Genomic DNA, 18,545 nt, shown 5'->3' on the forward strand with positions numbered 1-18,545 from the left:
CTTGCACGAACAGGCGGGCAATGTGATGGGGGAAACGGTTTGACAGAAAGTGACGCGAATTGCTGCGTTCTTAGTCAGGCTGCGGAAAGTGGATAGACAAAGGGGATGCCGTGGCATCCCCTTTTCGCATTATCTGAACGGTGTCAGATTATTGCTGAACTACTTGTACACCGGATACGCGGATTTCAACGCGACGGTCCGGGGCCAGGCAGGAGATCAGCTGAGCTTTGGCTTTCACGCCATCACACTTGTTGCCGGTGACCGGGTTGGCTTCGCCACGACCTTCAACAGCAACTTTGCTGGCAGCCATACCCTTGCTGACCAGGAAGTTGGCAACGGTACGGGCACGGGCTTCAGACAGCTTCTGGTTGTAAGCGTCGGAACCGATGCGGTCGGTGTAACCAACAACAACGGCGCTGCCGTCTTTCGGCTGGAAGTCAACGATCTGCTGGTACAGGGAGTTGAGTGCTTCGATGCCTTCGGCCTTCAGGCTGTCTTTGCCAAAGGCAAACAGCACGTCGGAGTTCAGGGCAAAGTTCTTCTCAACAATCGGAGCCGGAGCCGGCGCTTCTTCAACAACAACCGGGGCCGGAGCCGGGGCTACGTAGGAAGAGCGGAACGGGTGGTATACGGCTTCCAGGGTCGCAACGCTCTGGTTGGACTTGTAGCGTACGTTGTCGGCGTGCAGATCAGCCACGTCCCACATGTAGCGGTAGCGAGCTTGCAGATCCAGCGCGTCGTTTACCTGGTAGGTCACGCCCAGGCCGGCCAGCGGGGATACTTTGGTATCGCTGGTGCCCATGCCATCGGTGTGAGCCCAGTAGGCGCCGCCTTCAGCGAAGGCAGAGAAGTCGCCGCCCAGCGGCAGACGAGCGATACCGGACAAGGTAGCGCCCTGGTTCTCGTAACGGTTGCCATCGGTGTTACCACGGCCGGCGTACTGGTAGCCCAGCTCGGAACCGAAGTACTCGTTGAAGTTGTAACCTACGAAGGCGTTGGCCGCCGCAGCGTTTTCTTCACCATTTTTCACGCCTTCGATCTTGTTCAGACCGTTGAAGTGAGCAGCACCGGCACCGGCACCGAAGTAGATATCATCAGCGGCGTGAGCTGCAGTTGCACCCATGGCAGCCATGGCGATGGCGATCAGGGAAGGAGCCATTTTCATCATAAAAAAATCCTCGTTGAGATGGCACGTTGGTTACGTGCTTCGCACTTTTTAATTTATGTAAGCTGCAGGCTCTGCCGAACAACAGTGTTGAAGCGGGCAGGGATCCCGGTTCCATCCGAGAGGCACTCATTCCTGGTGCACAAGCGAGCGGTTGGCATCACATGGGATGCAATCAACCCTTCACGAACAGCCAATGTCATTCCGATGACGAGGCGCACTCTATGCCGATTTCAAAACATGATCAAGCTCACAAATAGCCCATATGGCAAATTGTGTCGTGTGGATAACTGGCTGTTTATCCAAATTAATTAGTGATCCAAATAGGCTCTGTGCAGCTTCTTTTCGAGTTTCATATAGGACTGAACCCAGTCAGATTGCGCCATGGCGGGACATTCGCGCGCCTGGAACACCGCCAGATAGTCGGCGTCGGTTGCTTTGCACAGTAAAGGGGTAAAGCTGAGCAGGAAATGACGAGCCAGATAGGGGTCGAGAGGCCAGATATTGAGGATGGCCCGAGCTACGGGCTGCACCGCGGCTGAACAGCGAAAGTGCAGGTGACCCGACTCCAGCCATTGCCCCATTTCGGCGAGCCCGGAGGCGGGCACCAGGCCTCCATCTCCCGGCACCTTGGCAAGGGCGATGCGGTTGCCGTTGCCAAGCAGCAGAGTGTGCGCTTCTTGCACCATGCCATCGTGACTGCGCAGGGGGAGGTCCGCAACGGGCTGCTCAAGAAATAGACTGCATTTGTCATCGAGCGCAGTCAAAACCGCTGTCGCCTGTTCATGCATGCTGGCGGGTAACCAGAACGCTTCGGCGCGTGTCTGCTGGCCTTGCATCAGCTGGCGGGTGAGAGCTTCGGGATCTGAAACTGGGTGTAAACAGGAGATTATGCCGGGAAGCGCCATGAGTTCTTACTCTTTAGGGATAGCTGGCGGATTATACGAGTTATTCTGGCGGCAACAATAAAGGTTTCTTTTCGAGACTGTTTACCTGAGGCGGTTGAGCGATTACCATCCCCGAGGTTTACAAGGGTTGTCGTCGAAAGACGCTGATTAAAGATAGAGGCTCGACCATAACGAGTCCGTTCAAAACTGATACACTTGACTACGAGTCGTCGCGAAAAATAAAGGTGGAGTCAATCCGCCGTACGGAGTATGGAACAATATGAATTCAAATATCGTAACTGTTGGTAAGAAGATCCGTCAGATCCGTGAAGCGGTCGGTTTGAGCCGTCCTAAATTTGCCGATCTGCTGGGCGTTCCCCCCACCACCCTGAAGAACTATGAACTGGGTTATCGTGAAGTAGGTGGCGCCTTCCTGGTGGCACTGGCTCATCACCCGGAACTGCACAAGTTCACCCTCTGGCTGCTGGCTGACAAAAAAGTCGCCGAAATCGGCCAGATCGGTCCGGACGATATTGCCAAGGCTTGATTTAATTGGGCTTTGACAAAAATGCCGCCATTGAGGCGGCATTTTTTTATCCATCAAATAATGACATCAATTAATTAAATTTGGCTAATTGTGCTCTCGTCCGGGATTTTAACGAAAATATCTTGGCAAGCCGGATTAATCCTCAGAAAATTCTGACCCTGAAATTAGGGGTATCCCTTGCATGATGCGCACAGTGAGACAAGCATGAGTCAAATCCTTCCCAAGGCCAGAGATGGCTTTACCAGCAAATTCGGTGTCCTTGCCGCTACTTTGGGCTCTGCCGTCGGGCTCGGCAATATCTGGAAATTTCCCTACCTGACCGGTGAAAACGGCGGCGCCAGCTTCCTGCTGGTGTATGTCATTGCCACCCTGCTGGTGGGTCTGCCGGTGATGATTTCCGAGATCATGCTGGGCCGCAAGGGCAAAGCCGATGCGGTGACGACCTTGAGCAAGCTGGCACCCAGCGGCCAGCCCTGGTGGCTGATTGCCCTGATGGGGGTGGTTGCGGCCTTCCTCATCATGTCTTTCTATTCCGAGGTCGCGGCCTGGGTGTTTGCCTATATCTTCAAGGCGGCCAGCGGCGAGATACTGTCGACCGATCCTGCGGTCACGGGGGCAGCCTTCAATGCGCTTATCACCAATCCGCTACAGAGTCTGCTCTGGCAGTGGCTGGTGCTGGTGCTGATGGGGGGCATACTGCTGATGGGGGTCTCCAGAGGGATAGAGGCTGTTACCAAGAAGCTGATGCCCGTGCTCTTCATCCTGCTGCTGGTGATCGGCATTCGCAGTCTGACCCTGCCAGGGGCGAGTCAAGGGCTGCATTTTCTGTTCTCGCCGGACTTTTCCAAGATCACCGCCGGTGTGGTGCTGACCGCCATGGGGCTGGCGTTTTTCAAGCTTTCCATCGGCATGGGCTGCATGATGACCTATGGCAGCTATTTTCGGGATGATCAGAACATACCGCTGACTACTTTCCGGGTGATGTGCGCCGATCTGTTCGTCTCCATGCTGGCGGGGATCGCCATCTTCCCGGCTGTGTTTGCGTTCGGTTTCGAGCCAACGGCGGGTCCCTCCCTGCTGTTCATCACGATTCCAGCCGTGTTCGCCAGCATACCCTTCGGTCACCTGTTCATGGTGCTGTTCTTCGTGCTTTCCGCCATTGCGGCCACGGGCGCCATGCTCTCCATTCTGGAAGTCCCTGTGTCTGTGGTGTCCGAGCGTTTTCACATGAGCCGTCCCAAGGCGACCCTGCTCAACTTGCTGGTGCTGGGGGCCGTCGGGTCAACCTGCGCGCTCTCCAACAGTTCGCTGGCAGAGGTGCAGATCGCCGGCAAGACCTTCTTCGATCTGTTCGACTTCGTCTCATCCAATGTGTTGATGCCCCTTGGCGGTATCTTCCTCTGCCTGTTCGTGGGCTGGGTATGGGGTTTCGAGCGGATGAAGGCAGCATTGACCAACGAGGGCGAACTGGAGCTGGCCATCCTCAAGCCGCTATTTTTCATCATCCGTTATGTGTCACCGCTGCTGATCCTGATCGTGATGTTAAAGGGGCTGGGGCTGTTCTGATGGCTTGCCCGCCGCAAGAAAGCAAAAGAGCGCCGTGGGCGCTCTTTTTTATGGGCTCGTCAGGTTGGCGTCTGGCGTCAAATTAAACCGAGACGGGAAAGCTCATCCTTGAGCTGCTCCATGTTGCGTTCGACACAGGCTTCCCCTTCGTTGATGGCATCGGAGGCCCGGTGGAAGTCCATGATGGAAAAGCTGCCAAGGCGCGGGCAGAGCTGGATTTCGGGCGGATCCCCCGCCATACGGGCGCGGGTGATGCGTTCCTGCATTATGTTGATGGAACCCGTCATCACGCTCCACATCCCAGGGGTATTGGGGCCATCACCCCGGTTCAGCCACTGACTGAAGCGGTTGCCGGTGACGGGCTCGTCCGGTTCATCTGTCCAGGGCTGGTGCATGTCGGCGTTGAGGTTGACGGCGATCACCACCTCGGCACCCATGGCGCGGGCCAGCGAAATGGGCACGGGGTTGACCACGGCGCCATCTACCAGCCAGCGATCCTCGACCAGGGTGGGGGTGAGTATGCCAGGCATGCCGCAGGAGGCGCGCACACACTGGCGCAGCGGCCCCTCTTTCAACCAGATCTCGCGGCCGGTATCAAGCTCGGTGGCAACGCAGGCGAAGGGAAGGGGCAGGCTCTCGATGACGGGGTCGCCCAGGTGATTGGCGGCGATGCCAAACACCTTTTCCCCGCGAAACAGCCCGCCGGAGAGGGCGGGGTCGAGCAGGCTGACCACCTGCAACCGGCTGAAGCCGCGCACCCAGGACTCCAGCTTGTCCAGCTCGCCAGCAGCATAGGCGGCACCGACAAAGCTGCCGATGGAGCAACCTGCCACCAGATCCGGCTTGACGCCCAGGCGCTCCAGCGCCCGTATGATGCCGATATGGGCCCATCCTCGGGCAGCACCACTGCCCAGAGCCAATCCCACGCGGGGTTTTCGTGACACTTTGTCTCTCCTGAGGTGAGTGAGGCTCCCAGCTTACCCCGTGTTTTTGGCGCCGTCATCCTGCCAGCCTTCGCTTCGATTGCGTCCATTGGCTTTGGCTTGATAGAGGGCGAGATCCGCCCGGTGGATAGCCTCCTTCAGTGGAGTCCCGGCACGGCAATGGTGATAGCCCAGACTGATGGTGACCGCAAGATCTGGCGCTATCTCCTCCCATGGATGTTCTGCTATCTGCAGGCGCAGCCGCTCGGCCAGTTGTTCGAGGGGCTCGCTCCCTCTGGCGAGCAGCAGAAATTCCTCGCCACCCCAGCGGATCAGGGCATCCTCTTTCTTCAGCAGAGGCTGGCAGAGTGTGACCAACCGGATCAGCACCTGATCGCCAACCTCGTGACCGAAGCGGTCGTTGACCTGTTTGAAGTGATCGCAATCGAACATGACAACTCCGACTTCACGGGCTTTGGCTCGCAGATGAAGACGCTCGAATTCGTCGAAATAGTGGCGATTGTAGGCGCCAGTCAGGGCATCGTGACTGGATAGGTAGTCGAGTTGCCGGTTCAGACGACGGGCTTTGAGGCTGAATAGGGTGGCTAGCACCATGCATAGCATCGCGATCAGGGTCGGAGCCGATTGCGAGAGCAGGGTTTGAATGACGGTACGTAGCGTAATGTGATGGTTCAGGGTGAGTTGCGTATTAGGCATGACATGGGCCCTCTGGAGGCTCCATTGTCGCCAATGATAGTGATTCTTGTCAGCCTGGGGCTGTGGGATAAAGTTAGCCTCCTGTGCGCTGCTGGCCAAGATCTGATGATCTTGATTGACCAGATACAGGGTACCAATATGTGGTGCGTGCTCCCTCAGCATGTGCTCGATGTGTGAGAGTAAAATATCCATGCTGATGACCCCCATCAGCGTTTGATCCTTAATTATGGGTTTTGACAGTGTGACCATCATTCCTTTACCTGCAGTATCGGCATAGGGGCGCGATATGATCACGCGCTGGCTGGGGTTTTGCGGTTTCAGAGCATCCAGCCAGTAGGATTGCTTATAGAGTCTTCGTTGAAAGTGAAAGTGGTTTGAGGAGACCCATGGGTAGACATAGATAAAGTCATCTACCCCGGTGAAATAGACCCAGGCGACCTTGTCCTCCAGCAGTTTGGCTGCGGTGGAGAGCAAAGGGGACAGACTGAGCGCCAGATGCAGTCTGGCTTCTCGCTCGCTGCCCGGGGCGGGCAGTCTGCCCAGCCCGGTCAGATTGCCGCTGAGCCCGGCGGGCAGGTTGGCGGGAACCTTGTCCAGCGAGAACCCCAGCTCGGGATCTGTGTGCAGGGCTTGATAAAGCTGGCGAGTCAGGGCCGACCGCGGATTGCTGCGCAGCCGCTCCTCGGCCTGGCCTCGAATGGCTTCGAGAAAGGTCGCTATCTGCTGGAACTGGGATTGCAAGTGAGCCGCGGTACGGAGAGTATCTTGCTCGTTGAGTTCGGTGACCTGCTTCAGGGTCTGATGGAGGGTGAGGGCAAGCAGCAGCATGACGAGGGAGCCCAGCAGCCATTGCAGGCGGCGTGTGACGATATGGATGCGCTTTTCTGGCATAGGCGGCCGGCCTGATCTGAACTGGTTCGGTTTATCAGTTTAGGGCAGAACCATCAAGAACGTCTCCTGTGGCGACGATTTCGGTGATCTTCCACCGCTTCTGTTACGTTTTGTCACATTTATACATAGTCACGGCATAGTCAGGGGGTAACATGATGCCCACCATTGATGAAGTGCCTCCTTTTTCCCTAATTTCATGGATTGCTTGATGAAAATGCGTATGTGGCTGTCGATCGCCTGTCTCTCCCTGCTGATGCTGGGTGTCTGGTATTACCGTAGCGGTGAAGCCGTTAGCAAACCCCAGCCCAAGCAGGTCAATATCAGGGCGCAAACGGTCAAGCAGAGTCTGGCTGAACCCTCCATCAAGCTGGTGAGCAAGCTGGCCGCCAATCGCTTCGTGGTGATAAGCCCCGAGGTGACAGGACGTATCGTCAAGATAGCGGTGCGTTCCGGTCAGCAGGTCAAGCAGGGCGATACCCTGATAGCGCTGGATGCGGGCAAGCAGCAGGCGGAGCTCGCCGAGCAGAGTGCCAGTGCGCGCGATGAGGCTCGCAAGCTGCGGGACATGCGCCGGCTGGTGGCGCGCGGCGCCGTGACCCAGTCAGAGCTGGAAGGGCAGGAGGCCACAGTGGCGCAAGTTCAGGCAAGGGTGGATGCCGCACGTTACGAGCTCTCCTTGCGCACCCTGCAAGCGCCATTTGACGGCTCGGTCAGCCTCATCGACTTGAGTGAAGGGGCCCTGGTGAACAGTGGTGACACCCTGCTCCATCTGGATGAGCTTGCCAGGCTGCGGCTCGATCTGGCGGTGCCCGAGCGCTACCTCTCCCTGCTGCGCCCCGGCATGGCGGTGACAGCCACCAGCTCGGCCTGGCCGGAGCAATCATTTCATGGCGTGCTGGAGACCCTCGACAGCCGGGTGTCCAACGATACCCAGAACATCAAGGCCCGTGTCATCATTCCCAATCCTGACGGTCAGTTGCGGCCCGGCATGCTGCTCAATGTGGAGCTCTCCCTGCCGCCCCAGAAGATGACACTGATCCCCGCCCAGTCGGTGGAGTACGCCGGTGAACAGCGCTTCGTCTATCGCCTCGAGCCCGATGGTCGGGTCAAGCGGGTGGCCGTGGTGCTGGGGGATACCCATGGTGAAGAGGTGTGGGTCACCGAGGGCTTGAAGGTCGGCGATCGCATAGTGGTAGAGGGGTTGGTCAATCTGCGTGACGGCATCAGTGTGCACGATCTGGCGGAGGTCAAAGGCTGATGTGGCTCTCCGATGTATCTGTTCGTCGCCCCTTGGTGGCTGTGGTATTGAGTGCCCTCTTGACCGTGTTCGGTCTGGTGGCTTTCAGCAAATTGACGGTGCGCGAGATGCCGGATGTGCAGACGCCATCCGTCTCCATCACCACCATGTACGAGGGGGCGGCTCCCGCCGTTATGGAGAGCCAGGTCACCAAGCCCATCGAGGATCAGCTCTCCGGCATCAGCGGCATCAAGAACATCAACTCGGTGACCCGCAAGGGGCGTTCCGTCATCACGGTGGAGTTCAAGCTCGGCTGGAACATGGTGGAGGGTACCTCGGATGTGCGTGATGCCCTCTCCCGTGCCCGGCCCAGGCTGCCGGACGACGTGGATGAACCCATGGTCACCAAGGACAACGGCAACGGCGATGTTGCTGTCTGGTTGAACTTCAGCAGCACCCAGATGGACCGTACCGCCATGACCGACTACGCCAACCGCGTGCTGGTCGACCCCTTGAGTCTGGTGGACGGGGTGAGCGAGGTGGCCCTCTCCGGCGATCTGACCCAGGTGATGTACGTGCGGCTGCGCCCGGCGGACATGGCTGCCCGTGGCATCACGGTGGCGGACGTGCAGGATGCCCTCAAGCGGGAGAATATCGAGCTGCCCGGTGGGGAGATCCGCAACAACAGCATGACGATGGCGGTGCAGATTGCCCGCCTCTACCACACAGCCGCCGATTTTCAGGCCTTGCAGGTGCGCAGTGCCGACAACGGTCAGAGCATCTATCTGGCGGATATCGCCGATGTGGAGGTGGGCGCCAAGAATGAAGACAGCGCCTATCAGCGCAACGGTCGCGAGAGTCTGGGGATCGGCATCGTCGCCCAGTCTACCGCCAATCCCCTGGCGGTGGCGCAGGGCATCGAGCTGAAGGTCGCCGAGATGCAGCGCTTCCTGCCGGAAGGGGCCAAGCTCGAGGTCGACTATGACTCCACCATCTTCATCAAGCAGGCCATCGACGAGGTGTACGAGACGCTGGCCATCAGCGCCGTGCTGGTGGTGGCAGTGCTCTATCTGTTTCTGGGGCAGGGGCGTACCACACTGATCCCGGCCATTACGGTCCCTGTGTCGCTGATCTCCGCCTTTATCGGTGCCTGGTATCTCGGTTTTTCCATCAACCTCATTACCCTGCTGGCACTGATCCTCGCTATCGGTCTGGTGGTGGATGACGCCATTGTGGTGGTGGAGAACATTCACCACCACCTGCAACGGGGTGAGCCACCGCTGATGGCGGCCTGGCACGGCACCCGCGAGGTGGGTTTTGCCGTGGTGGCGACCACGGCCGTGCTGGTGATGGTGTTTGTGCCCATCGCCTTCATGGATGGCATGGTGGGGCGGCTCTTCACCGAGTTCGCCATCCTGCTCTCCCTGGCCGTGCTCTTCTCCTCCCTGGTGGCACTGACCCTGACGCCGGCCATGGGCTCCTGGCTGATGCGCTCCGTAGACAAACCCAATGTGCTGACGGCGGCGCTCGATCGCGGCCTCGGCTGGGTGGAGAAACACTACCGACGCCTGCTGGGCTGGGTGCTGCGTCGTTCGGCCTGGACGCCGCTGGTGCTCTTGCTCTGCCTTGGCGGCATCGGCGCCCTGTTTGGCCAGTTGCCCACCAGTCTGACCCCCACCGAAGACAGGGGGGTGCTCTATGTGTTCGTGAAGGGGGCCGAGGGCACCAGCATAGAGCGGATGAAGCGCAACATGCAGCAAGTGGAGGCCGCCATCATGCCGCTGCTGGGCAAGGGAGTGGTGCAGGCCATGAGCTTCAGCACCCCGGCCTTCGGTCGTGGCGGCGATCAGACCGGGATGGCGATCATTCAGCTCACCGACTGGGCCGAGCGGGACGAAACCGCCACCCAGTTTGCCCAGTCCCTGAGTGGACGACTGGCGGGGATCCCTGATGTGATGATCCGCACCTTCCAGCCGGGCTTTCGGGGCGGCTCCACCGCGGCCGTCCAGTTCGTGCTGCAGGGCTCCGACTATGCCGAGCTCTATCAGCAGGGGCTGGCTTTGAAAGAGGCGGCGGCCCAGAGCGGCCTGATGTCTATGCCGGATCTCGACTACGCCGAGAAGACCCCCGAGCTGCAAGTGACCATAGAGCGTGACAGGGCCAGCCAGCTCGGCATTCCGGTGTCGACCGTAGCCAGCTCGTTGCAGGCACTGCTCGGCGGCGTGAGCCAGACCACCTATGTGGACAGGGGCGAGGAGTACGACGTCTATCTGCGCGCCAATCAGAACGACTTCAACGGTGTGTCCGATCTCAGCCGCATCTATCTCAAGGCGGCCAGTGGCGAAATGGTGAGTCTCTCCACCCTGGCCACCGTCAAACAGGTGGCGAGCCCGCAACGGCTCAACCATTACCAGCGGCAAAAAGCGGTGACCCTCACCGCCGATCTGGCGCCGGATCGCACCCTGGGGGAGGCGCTGGACTTCCTCGATGGCTGGGCCAATGCCAATCTGCCGAGCGGCATGACGGTGGATTATGCCGGTGAGTCCAAGGATTATCGCGACAACCAGGGCGAGATGGTAATGGTGTTCGGTCTGGCTCTGCTGGTGGTCTATCTGGTGCTGGTGGCCCAGTTCGAGAGCATGCTGACCCCGGCTGTGGTCATGGTGACGGTTCCCCTTGGCATCTTCGGCGGCCTGCTCGGCCTCTGGCTGACGGGACAGGAGCTGAGCATCTACAGCCAGATCGGCATGATCATGCTGATCGGCATGGTGACCAAGAACGGCATCTTGATCGTGGAGTTCATCAACCAGCTTCGCCAGCGTGGGGAAGCGTTCGATGAGGCCATCATTGCCGGCTCGGTGCGCCGCCTGCGGCCCATTCTGATGACGTCGCTGACCGCCATCATAGGGGCAGTGCCGCTGATGCTCTCCATGGGGGCGGGTTACGAGAGCCGGATGGCAGTGGGGACTGTGGTGTTCTTCGGGCTGTCTCTCGCGACCCTGGTGACCCTGCTGATGGTGCCTGCCATCTATCATCTGCTGGCCAAACGGGCGGGCATGACAGGGGCGCGGGATCTGCTGGTGGACGAGGCGCTGGCAGCCGAGTTGGCGGTGAAAGCCGAGGATAAACCGGCGGCCTGATACCTACACCCATATAGGTGCAAGCCGCAGAAAGCGGATGGTATCACGGCAGTCTGCGGTTAATATGTAACCAGTTTTAACCTTGAGGTGAACTATGTTGCCATCTGCTATCTATGAGCCGCTGCCTTTTGCCTATATGGGCAGCGGTTTGCTGTTGCTGGGGGTTGCCGAGCAACCGGGTCTGCTGCTGGCCGGACTGGCGTTCTATCTGGCCGGTTCCCTGGCCTGGTTCAGGCGCAGTGCCCATCGACGCATCGACAAGCCACACCCTGCCCGCAAGCAGGGTTGGCCGCTCTGGCTCTACGAGATCCGTCCGTTTGCGCTGATCCTGCTGGGTTTGCTGATGCTGCGTCTCGCGACCCACCCGATCTTCCTGGCGCCGGCTCTGGTCTGGTGTCTGCTCGGTGGTTATCAGCTGCTGCAGCGCCATTACAGCCGCATAGTGCTGGCCCGCGTCCTGGCCTGATCCCGTTCAACCCCGCATTATTGAGGCGAGCCAGTCACTGGCTCGCCTTTCCCTCTTGCTCTGTAGGGGCAAAAAGCCATCGCCCCCGCTTCGCTCTGCCGGTATAATGCGCGACCCGAATTGTTCCAGGTGTTCAAAATGCAGCCGGTTACCCACCTTTTCTCCTATCCCCGCTACTGGGCCGAGTGCTACGGCACAGCGCCCTTCCTGCCCATGTCCAGAGCGGAGATGGACAAACTCGGCTGGGACAGCTGTGACATAGTCCTGGTGACCGGTGACGCTTATGTGGACCACCCGAGTTTCGGCATGGCGGTCATAGGCCGCATGCTGGAATCCCAGGGCTTTCGGGTCGGCATCATTGCCCAGCCGGACTGGTCATCGAAAGATGACTTTATGCGCCTGGGCAAGCCGAACCTGTTTTATGGCGTCACTGCGGGCAACATGGACTCCATGATCAACCGCTATACCTCCGACAAGAAGCTGCGCCACGACGATGCATACACCCCGGGAGACATAGGCGGCAAGCGGCCCGACCGCGCCACCCTGGTCTATACCCAGCGCTGTAAAGAAGCTTTCAAAGAGGTGCCGGTAGTCATCGGCGGCATAGAGGCGTCGCTGCGCCGCATCGCCCACTACGACTACTGGTCCGAGACAATCCGTCGCTCCATCCTGCTCGATGCCAAGGCCGACATCCTCATTTATGGCAATGCCGAGCGGCCGCTGATCGAGGTGGCGCACCGCATCGCCAATGGCGAGACCATGGACACCATGCAGGACATTCGCGGCACCGCGGTTATCCGCAAGGAGCCGCTGCCCGAGTGGCGCGGGGTGGATTCCAGCAAGCTGGACCAGATTGGCCGCATCGACCCCATCATGAACCCCTATATGGAAGGGGCGCCCTGCAGTGACGACGAAGGCACGGCGCCGGCGGCGCAGGAGGCCAAGCCGGTATTGGTGCAGCCGCCCAAGCAGAAGCCATGGGAAAAAACCTATGTGAAGCTGCCGGCGTTCGAGCGGGTGAAGGAAGACAAGGTGCTCTACGCCCACGCGTCGCGCATCCTGCACCACGAGACCAACCCGGGCTGTGCCCGCGCGCTCTCCCAGGCCCACGGCGATCGCATCGTCTGGGTCAACCCGCCCGCCTTCCCGCTGGAAACCGACGAGATGGACGGCGTGTTCGGCCTGCCGTACCAGCGGGTGCCGCACCCGGCTTATGGCAAGGAGAAGATCCCGGCCTACGAGATGATCAAGACCTCGGTCAACATCATGCGTGGCTGCTTCGGCGGCTGCTCCTTCTGCTCCATCACGGAGCACGAGGGGCGCATCATCCAGAGCCGCTCGGAAGAGTCGATCATCAAAGAAATCGAAGAGATCCGCGACAAGGTGCCGGGCTTTACCGGCGTCATCTCGGATCTCGGCGGCCCCACCGCCAACATGTACAAGCTGCGCTGCAAAAGCCCCAGGGCCGAGCAGACCTGCCGCCGCGCCTCCTGCGTCTGGCCGACCATATGCCCGCACATGGATACCGACCATACCCCGACCATCAACCTCTATCGCAAGGCGCGGGATGTGAAGGGGATCAAGAAGATACTGATCGCCTCCGGGGTGCGTTACGACATAGCGGTGGAAGATCCGCGCTACATCAAGGAGCTGGCCAAGTACCATGTCGGCGGCTACCTCAAGATTGCCCCCGAGCACACCGAGGAGGGCCCGCTCTCCAAGATGATGAAGCCGGGCATGGGCAGCTACTACAGCTTCAAGGAGCTGTTCGACAAGTATTCGAAAGAGGCGGGCAAGCAGCAGTACCTGATCCCCTACTTCATCTCCGCCCACCCGGGTACCACGGATGAAGACATGGTGAACATGGCGCTCTGGGTCAAGACCAACAACTTCAAGCTGGATCAGGTGCAGAACTTCTACCCGTCGCCGCTCGCCAACGCCACCACCATGTATTACACCGAGAAAAACCCGCTCAACAAGGTGAGCCGCCAGGGTGGGGACGTGTTCGTGGTGAAAGGGGAACGCCGTCGTCGCCTGCACAAGGCGCTGCTGCGCTATCACGATCCGGCCGGCTGGCCCATGATCCGCGAAGCCTTGCTGGAAATGGGCAAGGGTCACCTGATCGGCAACGGCCCCAACTGCCTGGTGCCGCCGGAAGGACGCGGCGAGGCCAAGGCCGAGCGCAGCATCAACAAGGCGCTGAAACCGGCCTTGACGCGTCACAGCAACATTGTTCACCAGCGGGGTAATGGGGCTGGTAACAAGGCTGCTGGTGGTAAGGCGGGCAATGGCAAACCGGCTGGTTCTCAGTTGCAGAAAGGTGCTGGCAATGGCAAGCCAGCTTCTCAAGGCAAAGCGGCAGGGCAGGGGAAACCCATGCACAAGGGTAAAACCCCGACTCGCGCTGGCACCGCCAATCCGGGCGCCAAATCTGCCACTCAGGGTGGCAAGCCTACGGCTAAAGGCAATGGTGCCAAGCGACCGGCTCGTTGAGTTTTCCTGATTGGAAAACGATATAAAAGGCGACCGAATGGTCGCCTTTTATATTTTAAGTTTTAACTTAAATGTATTGGTTGTATTTTTTTTGCCAAACATATAACAGCTACTTAGCTGTATATGCAGCTTGTTGGTTATCTCTTATAGCTGCCTTTGCTGCAGTTTTTATTGTATTACTGGTTTTTTCAAGTTTTTTAATGGAGCTTTTTGAATAAATCGCCCCCCAAACTCTAAATATAGTTGACGGAAATATGCTAATCACAACTAATAATATTGATTCAATATTTGTAAGCATGGTTTTTGGATAAAAACCAATCCATGCTAGAGCTATGAATAAAAGTATAGATATGATAATGCCAAGAATCGTAGCTATTAAAGATAGCCATTTTAAAAATGATTTATAACCATTAGCCTCAGTGTCTAAGTCTGAAATTGAGTCTGAACTCTCACAATTGCCACTGCTATAAACAGCATTTAGATCTTTTATAACACCTTCTTTATGTTTGTCGAAGTTATTTATGGCCTTATCTTTTACTCCATCCCAAAATGAAGATACAAAGTTTATTGCCATCGCGACACTTAAGAATGGTGCGAAGTCATATAGTAAAAATGTAGCGACCACACTGGCTTCAGCAGGGGATGACATTAACGAAACTCCCCTTTTTCTGCTCGAGAAACAATACTTAAAAAATAATTTTTAAGAGCATTAAAAAAATCCATGTCATGGAGAGTTAGAAATGAGCTAACCTCAGAAAGTCTTGCTTTTTCTGGGCCAGAATATCTACCAATAAAAAGAACGTGTGAAGGTGAAGACAAAATAAAATCATTGTCTAGAGTGTCATTAATAATTTCTTCTGCTAATTTTTTTGGTATTGCTTGAACACGAATCCTTTTATTTACTTCGGCTGAAGATTTACTCAGAAAGTTAAGGGATTTAATTTTATTGGCATTGTTTGTTAAAATGTTTATAGTAGAGTTCATGGATATCTTTGATATTTTTCTACTCACTGATTCGTTCGATATTATATCAAATGCTTTGCTATCATCGAACTCATCAAAAAATATAAAAAGATATACATCCCCAAAGTTCATATCAAATATTTCTTGAGTGCCACATATACGAGACTCATTATCGTTCAATGAGATGGGGGTACTATCACGGCGCCCATCAAATCGAGAAATTAAATCCTTCAGTTCTATCAGTGACATATAAAACACCTACTTACATTAATAGCTATCTCATTATACTATTTTAAATAACCACATGTCATTATAAATTTATTTCTGATAAATATGCAATGTGTTGCTTTAGAAAAGTCGATATAATAAATACCTTGAGAGTTCAGACTTTTATTAAAAATATGAAATTCACATAAGTATAAATAGCTGTTCAGAATAGTAACTTTCCGGAGGAAGGGTAAAATCTAGAAAAAGAATAAAATCAGAAAAATCTGGGACATCCACACTTTCAGTGTGAAGCGTAACACCACCAAATTTGACGCTACCGCCCGTGGATTACAGCTTCCAATATGCTCCCTTGACCTGCAGCGGGAATCTGGGACACCCACCTTTTTGACTGCAGGGTAGTGCTATTCTTGTCACAGTCGAGGGATGCGCCATGACCATTGCCCATTCACATCAAGCCAGTTTGCAGGATACGCCTTACTACCTGCGTGCTGCAGGCTTTCTTGTACGGTGAGGGTGTTAATTCTGGTCATCTAAATGGTGCGTGCCCCAGTTTTTGTGAGGATCAATTATTTATTCCATACGTTAACAGTGGCTGTATCATAAATTTCAAATTTCTTTTTAGGGAATGCTTCACGCCACATTTCTACTTTATTCAATATCCTTTTGTTATGTTCTTGCTCAAGGTCGCCAAAAACTCCAATGAAAATAGTAAGTTTGCTATTATTATGGTTTATAAAGTCAAAGACATGATTATCTTCATCCCTAATTGAATGTCCGAATATGAATAAAGATCCTGTAATGCTTTTTAATGATGAAAATGTTCTAGATAGATAACCATTCTTCTTTATTCTTGCAAGCTTATGACTTGTTGAACCTTCAGATATAAAAACGGGGAATTTATTTTGTGCAATAGATACTTTGACTTGTTCTGCAAGGGGGATGCCAGTGCTAGAATAAGAGAGCTTCTCAATATCTGAACCATCACTGAAAATGTGCATGGCTCCGTGTATATAATAAACAGATTGCCCTTGTTCCATGCCTATCTCCCAGTGGAGTGATGTGTCTCTTTCCTCAAGGGGAAGATATTCATCTTGATATGGATATCGAAAACCATCATCACATTTCAACTTCTGGTTCGGCATATCCATAAAATGCATGTACACCCAGTATAAAAGGAGGTCATAGTTGAATGTATATACTTTGCCACCATCAAAATGCATTAGAAACTCACGACAACTATTATATTGTCTATCAGTGATTTCTGATGGCTTAGGCGGGTGGGCTTTACTTATTACATGAATTAATGTTTGTTTTAACTCTTCAATGTCATTGCTAATGTAGTCTGATATAACCCCATCTGTATCATAGTGCTGTATTATATCAAGAGTCTCTAGAAGACGTCGCATAACAAATTCGAAGTCATACGTACCAATAGAGCTAAATAGATCTCTCATCCTTTCTGAGTCAATATTTTCTGATAATGTCTTATAATTAAAAATTTTAGGGAATAGTGATATGCTAAAACCATTACCTAACATTAGGTGTTTTTTAGTATTTCCAGCAATGGCTAAACATTCAGCAAAGCTTTTAATGTTCATTTAATATCTCGCAAATATGTTGAAACCAAACTTTTAGAGAAAAAATTTGGGAGGGAAATCTGGGACACCCGCTGTTTGTATGAGGCGTATCACCACCAAATCCTACGCTACCGCCCTTGGATGACAGCTTCCAATATGCTCCATTGACCAGCGAGGGCAGCAACCCATCGCGGCTCAACAGGTTCTGGATGGCTATGGTAAGTCAAACGAAGCTGGGCCAGCGAGCACAAAACGGAGGTAACCATCAGAAAATCATCGTTTTTTGAACTGCGTCATCAAAGCGCTTAAGCAGGTGCGATAAAGGCGGGCAAGCAGGCACGGCTTTGCTATCTTGTTCGGCCTATGGATAAGGGGAGGGGCTGAATGGCCGGCTCCCTTGCACAGGAGCAATAGATGGCGGTGAAAGCCAAATCCAGAAGAGAGAAGATGGGCAGCGGGCTGGGGCTGTTGCTCGGGATCCTCATTTTCAATCTGATTGCCTACCAGTTTGTTGAGACAAAAGTGCTCTCCGAGGCAAACCGAATGATAGGGGCCATTGTCAGTGTCCTTATCTGCTCCGAGCTGGGTGCCAGAGTGGGCAAGTGGCTTGATGCCAGAGAGCAGGCCAAGGGGCTGGGGAAAGAGCTCGAATAGAAAGCTCTCTATAGAAAGGTCGGATGTTACCCTGTGCCATCGCATCCATCACAAGGAGTTCCCATGCGCATTGCCCTGATTGGCCTTGGCGATATCGCCCAGAAGGCTTATCTGCCGCTGCTGGCCAGCGACGAGCGAGTCACCCCGCTGCTCTGCACCCGCAATCCGGCAGTGCTGGGCAAGCTGGCCTGCCAGTACCGGATCCCCGAATGCTTTACCGAGGTGGATGGGCTGCTAGGGAGCCGCCCGGATGCCGTGATGATCCACGCAGCTACTGCCGTTCACCGCGAGATTGCCGAGCAGTGCCTGCGTGCTGGCATCCCTACCTTTGTCGACAAGCCGCTCTGTGACAACGCAGCCGAGGTGGAGGCGCTCGCCAACCTCGCCCTGGCGCAGGATTGCCCGCTGTTTGTCGGCTTCAACCGACGCTATCTGCCCGCCATGAGCGCCGTCCGTACAGATAATCAGCCGCTCACCGAGCTTAACTGGCAAAAACACAGACACGCCTTGCCGGGGCTGCCGCGCCAGTTCCTGTTCGACGACTTTATCCATGTGCTCGACAGCCTCTGCTTCTATGGCGGCGCGCCTACCGGGGATCTGCATGCGGTGCTGCGGCGAAGTTCCCAGCAGCCCGAACTGCTGGCCGGAGTGAGCGTCGCCTGGCAAAGCGGGCAGGTGGCGGTGAGCGGCAGTATGAACCGCAGCGCAGGCATCACGGAGGAGCGTGTCGATGCTTACGGCGACAACCTCTCCCTGCACCTGGAAAACTGCACCCGGGGCACGATTGCCCGGGACAAAACGCTGCAGACCCTGGCGCCGGACGACTGGCAGCCGGTGCTGGCCCAGCGAGGCTTCGTGGCTATGCTCGATCACTGGTATCGGCAAATCGAGCTGGGCAAGGCCGATGGGGCTCTGATCGAGAGCTATCTGCACGGCCATCGACTGGCCGAGCGGCTGGTGGCGCTGGCGGACTGACCCTTCTCCTGCGCCTACCCCGCCTGATTTGGCGGGCCCGCATGGGTGAAGGAACAGGCAGACCACTGTACAAGATGACGGATCCCTGCGCAGTCAGCCGGCAAGGGCGCCGCCGA

15 protein-coding genes are annotated in these 18,545 nt (G+C 55.8%); 8 read left to right on the forward strand and 7 right to left on the reverse strand.

All coding sequences use genetic code 11. The features are described 5' to 3' along the window. Nucleotides 1-148: 148 nt before the first annotated feature. Both ompAI and GWQ27_RS02710 read right to left on the reverse strand, forming a co-directional pair. On the reverse strand, nucleotides 149-1,168 hold the full coding sequence (ompAI, locus tag GWQ27_RS02705; RefSeq protein ID WP_059111567.1) for a porin OmpAI: 1,020 nt from the start codon (nucleotides 1,166-1,168) through the stop codon (nucleotides 149-151). Nucleotides 1,169-1,476: 308 nt separating this feature from the next. Next, complete coding sequence (locus GWQ27_RS02710; protein WP_169045653.1) at nucleotides 1,477-2,073, reverse strand: hypothetical protein; 597 nt, start codon at nucleotides 2,071-2,073, stop codon at nucleotides 1,477-1,479. A gap of 259 nt (nucleotides 2,074-2,332) precedes the next feature. Between GWQ27_RS02710 and GWQ27_RS02715 the strand changes: the two genes are divergently transcribed. Next, the gene (locus GWQ27_RS02715) at nucleotides 2,333-2,599 is read left to right on the forward strand and encodes a helix-turn-helix transcriptional regulator (RefSeq protein WP_005298604.1); all 267 of its coding nucleotides are present in this window, start codon (nucleotides 2,333-2,335) and stop codon (nucleotides 2,597-2,599) included. A gap of 204 nt (nucleotides 2,600-2,803) precedes the next feature. Then, nucleotides 2,804-4,165 carry a sodium-dependent transporter gene (locus tag GWQ27_RS02720; RefSeq protein WP_111587445.1) on the forward strand — a complete coding sequence of 454 codons (1,362 nt, stop codon included), beginning with the start codon at nucleotides 2,804-2,806 and terminating at the stop codon, nucleotides 4,163-4,165. A 77-nt stretch (nucleotides 4,166-4,242) separates the two neighbouring features. On the opposite strand, the gene rssA is transcribed toward GWQ27_RS02720, so the two are convergent. Both rssA and GWQ27_RS02730 read right to left on the reverse strand, forming a co-directional pair. Continuing rightward, a complete protein-coding gene (rssA, locus tag GWQ27_RS02725; protein ID WP_011898481.1) occupies nucleotides 4,243-5,109 on the reverse strand; it encodes a patatin-like phospholipase RssA in 867 nt (288 codons plus the stop codon). A 33-nt stretch (nucleotides 5,110-5,142) separates the two neighbouring features. Next, nucleotides 5,143-6,696, reverse strand: coding sequence for a sensor domain-containing diguanylate cyclase (locus GWQ27_RS02730; protein ID WP_275906597.1), 1,554 nt, complete (start codon nucleotides 6,694-6,696; stop codon nucleotides 5,143-5,145). Nucleotides 6,697-6,904: 208 nt separating this feature from the next. On the opposite strand from GWQ27_RS02730, the gene GWQ27_RS02735 reads away from it, so the two are divergent. The 4 genes from GWQ27_RS02735 (at nucleotide 6,905) to GWQ27_RS02750 (ending at nucleotide 14,032) form a co-directional block, all read left to right on the forward strand. After that, complete coding sequence (locus GWQ27_RS02735; RefSeq protein WP_275906598.1) at nucleotides 6,905-7,954, forward strand: efflux RND transporter periplasmic adaptor subunit; 1,050 nt, start codon at nucleotides 6,905-6,907, stop codon at nucleotides 7,952-7,954. Further along, nucleotides 7,954-11,073 (forward strand): efflux RND transporter permease subunit, encoded by a 3,120-nt coding sequence (locus GWQ27_RS02740; RefSeq protein ID WP_275906599.1) that lies wholly within the window; start codon nucleotides 7,954-7,956, stop codon nucleotides 11,071-11,073. Before GWQ27_RS02735 ends, GWQ27_RS02740 begins: the two co-directional genes overlap by 1 nt. Before the next feature lie 94 nt (nucleotides 11,074-11,167). Beyond that, nucleotides 11,168-11,539: a hypothetical protein gene (locus GWQ27_RS02745; protein WP_155603120.1), complete on the forward strand. Its 372-nt coding sequence runs from the start codon at nucleotides 11,168-11,170 to the stop codon at nucleotides 11,537-11,539. 138 nt (nucleotides 11,540-11,677) lie between these two features. Beyond that, nucleotides 11,678-14,032, forward strand: a complete 2,355-nt coding sequence (locus tag GWQ27_RS02750) for a YgiQ family radical SAM protein (protein WP_275906600.1) — start codon at nucleotides 11,678-11,680, stop codon at nucleotides 14,030-14,032. A gap of 109 nt (nucleotides 14,033-14,141) precedes the next feature. On the opposite strand, the gene GWQ27_RS02755 is transcribed toward GWQ27_RS02750, so the two are convergent. From GWQ27_RS02755 to GWQ27_RS02765, 3 genes are all read right to left on the reverse strand, one after another. Continuing rightward, nucleotides 14,142-14,681 (reverse strand): hypothetical protein, encoded by a 540-nt coding sequence (locus tag GWQ27_RS02755; RefSeq protein ID WP_275906601.1) that lies wholly within the window; start codon nucleotides 14,679-14,681, stop codon nucleotides 14,142-14,144. Next, nucleotides 14,681-15,244 (reverse strand): hypothetical protein, encoded by a 564-nt coding sequence (locus GWQ27_RS02760; RefSeq protein WP_275906602.1) that lies wholly within the window; start codon nucleotides 15,242-15,244, stop codon nucleotides 14,681-14,683. Before GWQ27_RS02760 ends, GWQ27_RS02755 begins: the two co-directional genes overlap by 1 nt. A 545-nt stretch (nucleotides 15,245-15,789) precedes the next feature. Beyond that, nucleotides 15,790-16,821, reverse strand: coding sequence for a DUF4917 family protein (locus GWQ27_RS02765; protein ID WP_275906603.1), 1,032 nt, complete (start codon nucleotides 16,819-16,821; stop codon nucleotides 15,790-15,792). Nucleotides 16,822-17,214: 393 nt separating this feature from the next. Here GWQ27_RS02765 and GWQ27_RS02770 point away from each other — a divergent pair, with 393 nt between their 5' ends. Continuing rightward, nucleotides 17,215-17,454: a hypothetical protein gene (locus tag GWQ27_RS02770; RefSeq protein ID WP_275906604.1), complete on the forward strand. Its 240-nt coding sequence runs from the start codon at nucleotides 17,215-17,217 to the stop codon at nucleotides 17,452-17,454. Nucleotides 17,455-17,517: 63 nt separating this feature from the next. Next, entirely contained in the window at nucleotides 17,518-18,429 is a 912-nt protein-coding gene (locus GWQ27_RS02775; protein ID WP_275906605.1) for a Gfo/Idh/MocA family oxidoreductase, read from the forward strand. Nucleotides 18,430-18,545: the final 116 nt, after the last annotated feature.

The sequence above is a fragment of the Aeromonas sp. 5HA1 genome, from assembly GCF_029237245.1.
GTDB classification, from domain to species: domain Bacteria; phylum Pseudomonadota; class Gammaproteobacteria; order Enterobacterales; family Aeromonadaceae; genus Aeromonas; species Aeromonas salmonicida.

What these genes read in the sequence shown, in the direction of transcription:
- GWQ27_RS02715 (WP_005298604.1), top strand. Translation starts at nt 2,333, where the DNA reads ATGAATTCAAATATCGTAACTGTTGGTAAGAAGATCCGTCAGATCCGT.
- GWQ27_RS02730 (WP_275906597.1), bottom strand. Translation starts at nt 6,696, where the DNA reads ATGCCAGAAAAGCGCATCCATATCGTCACACGCCGCCTGCAATGGCTG.
- ompAI (WP_059111567.1), bottom strand. Translation starts at nt 1,168, where the DNA reads ATGATGAAAATGGCTCCTTCCCTGATCGCCATCGCCATGGCTGCCATG.
- GWQ27_RS02760 (WP_275906602.1), bottom strand. Translation starts at nt 15,244, where the DNA reads ATGTCACTGATAGAACTGAAGGATTTAATTTCTCGATTTGATGGGCGC.
- GWQ27_RS02735 (WP_275906598.1), top strand. Translation starts at nt 6,905, where the DNA reads ATGAAAATGCGTATGTGGCTGTCGATCGCCTGTCTCTCCCTGCTGATG.
- GWQ27_RS02740 (WP_275906599.1), top strand. Translation starts at nt 7,954, where the DNA reads ATGTGGCTCTCCGATGTATCTGTTCGTCGCCCCTTGGTGGCTGTGGTA.
- GWQ27_RS02750 (WP_275906600.1), top strand. Translation starts at nt 11,678, where the DNA reads ATGCAGCCGGTTACCCACCTTTTCTCCTATCCCCGCTACTGGGCCGAG.
- GWQ27_RS02755 (WP_275906601.1), bottom strand. Translation starts at nt 14,681, where the DNA reads ATGTCATCCCCTGCTGAAGCCAGTGTGGTCGCTACATTTTTACTATAT.
- GWQ27_RS02710 (WP_169045653.1), bottom strand. Translation starts at nt 2,073, where the DNA reads ATGGCGCTTCCCGGCATAATCTCCTGTTTACACCCAGTTTCAGATCCC.
- GWQ27_RS02775 (WP_275906605.1), top strand. Translation starts at nt 17,518, where the DNA reads ATGCGCATTGCCCTGATTGGCCTTGGCGATATCGCCCAGAAGGCTTAT.
- GWQ27_RS02745 (WP_155603120.1), top strand. Translation starts at nt 11,168, where the DNA reads ATGTTGCCATCTGCTATCTATGAGCCGCTGCCTTTTGCCTATATGGGC.
- GWQ27_RS02765 (WP_275906603.1), bottom strand. Translation starts at nt 16,821, where the DNA reads ATGAACATTAAAAGCTTTGCTGAATGTTTAGCCATTGCTGGAAATACT.
- GWQ27_RS02720 (WP_111587445.1), top strand. Translation starts at nt 2,804, where the DNA reads ATGAGTCAAATCCTTCCCAAGGCCAGAGATGGCTTTACCAGCAAATTC.
- GWQ27_RS02770 (WP_275906604.1), top strand. Translation starts at nt 17,215, where the DNA reads ATGGCGGTGAAAGCCAAATCCAGAAGAGAGAAGATGGGCAGCGGGCTG.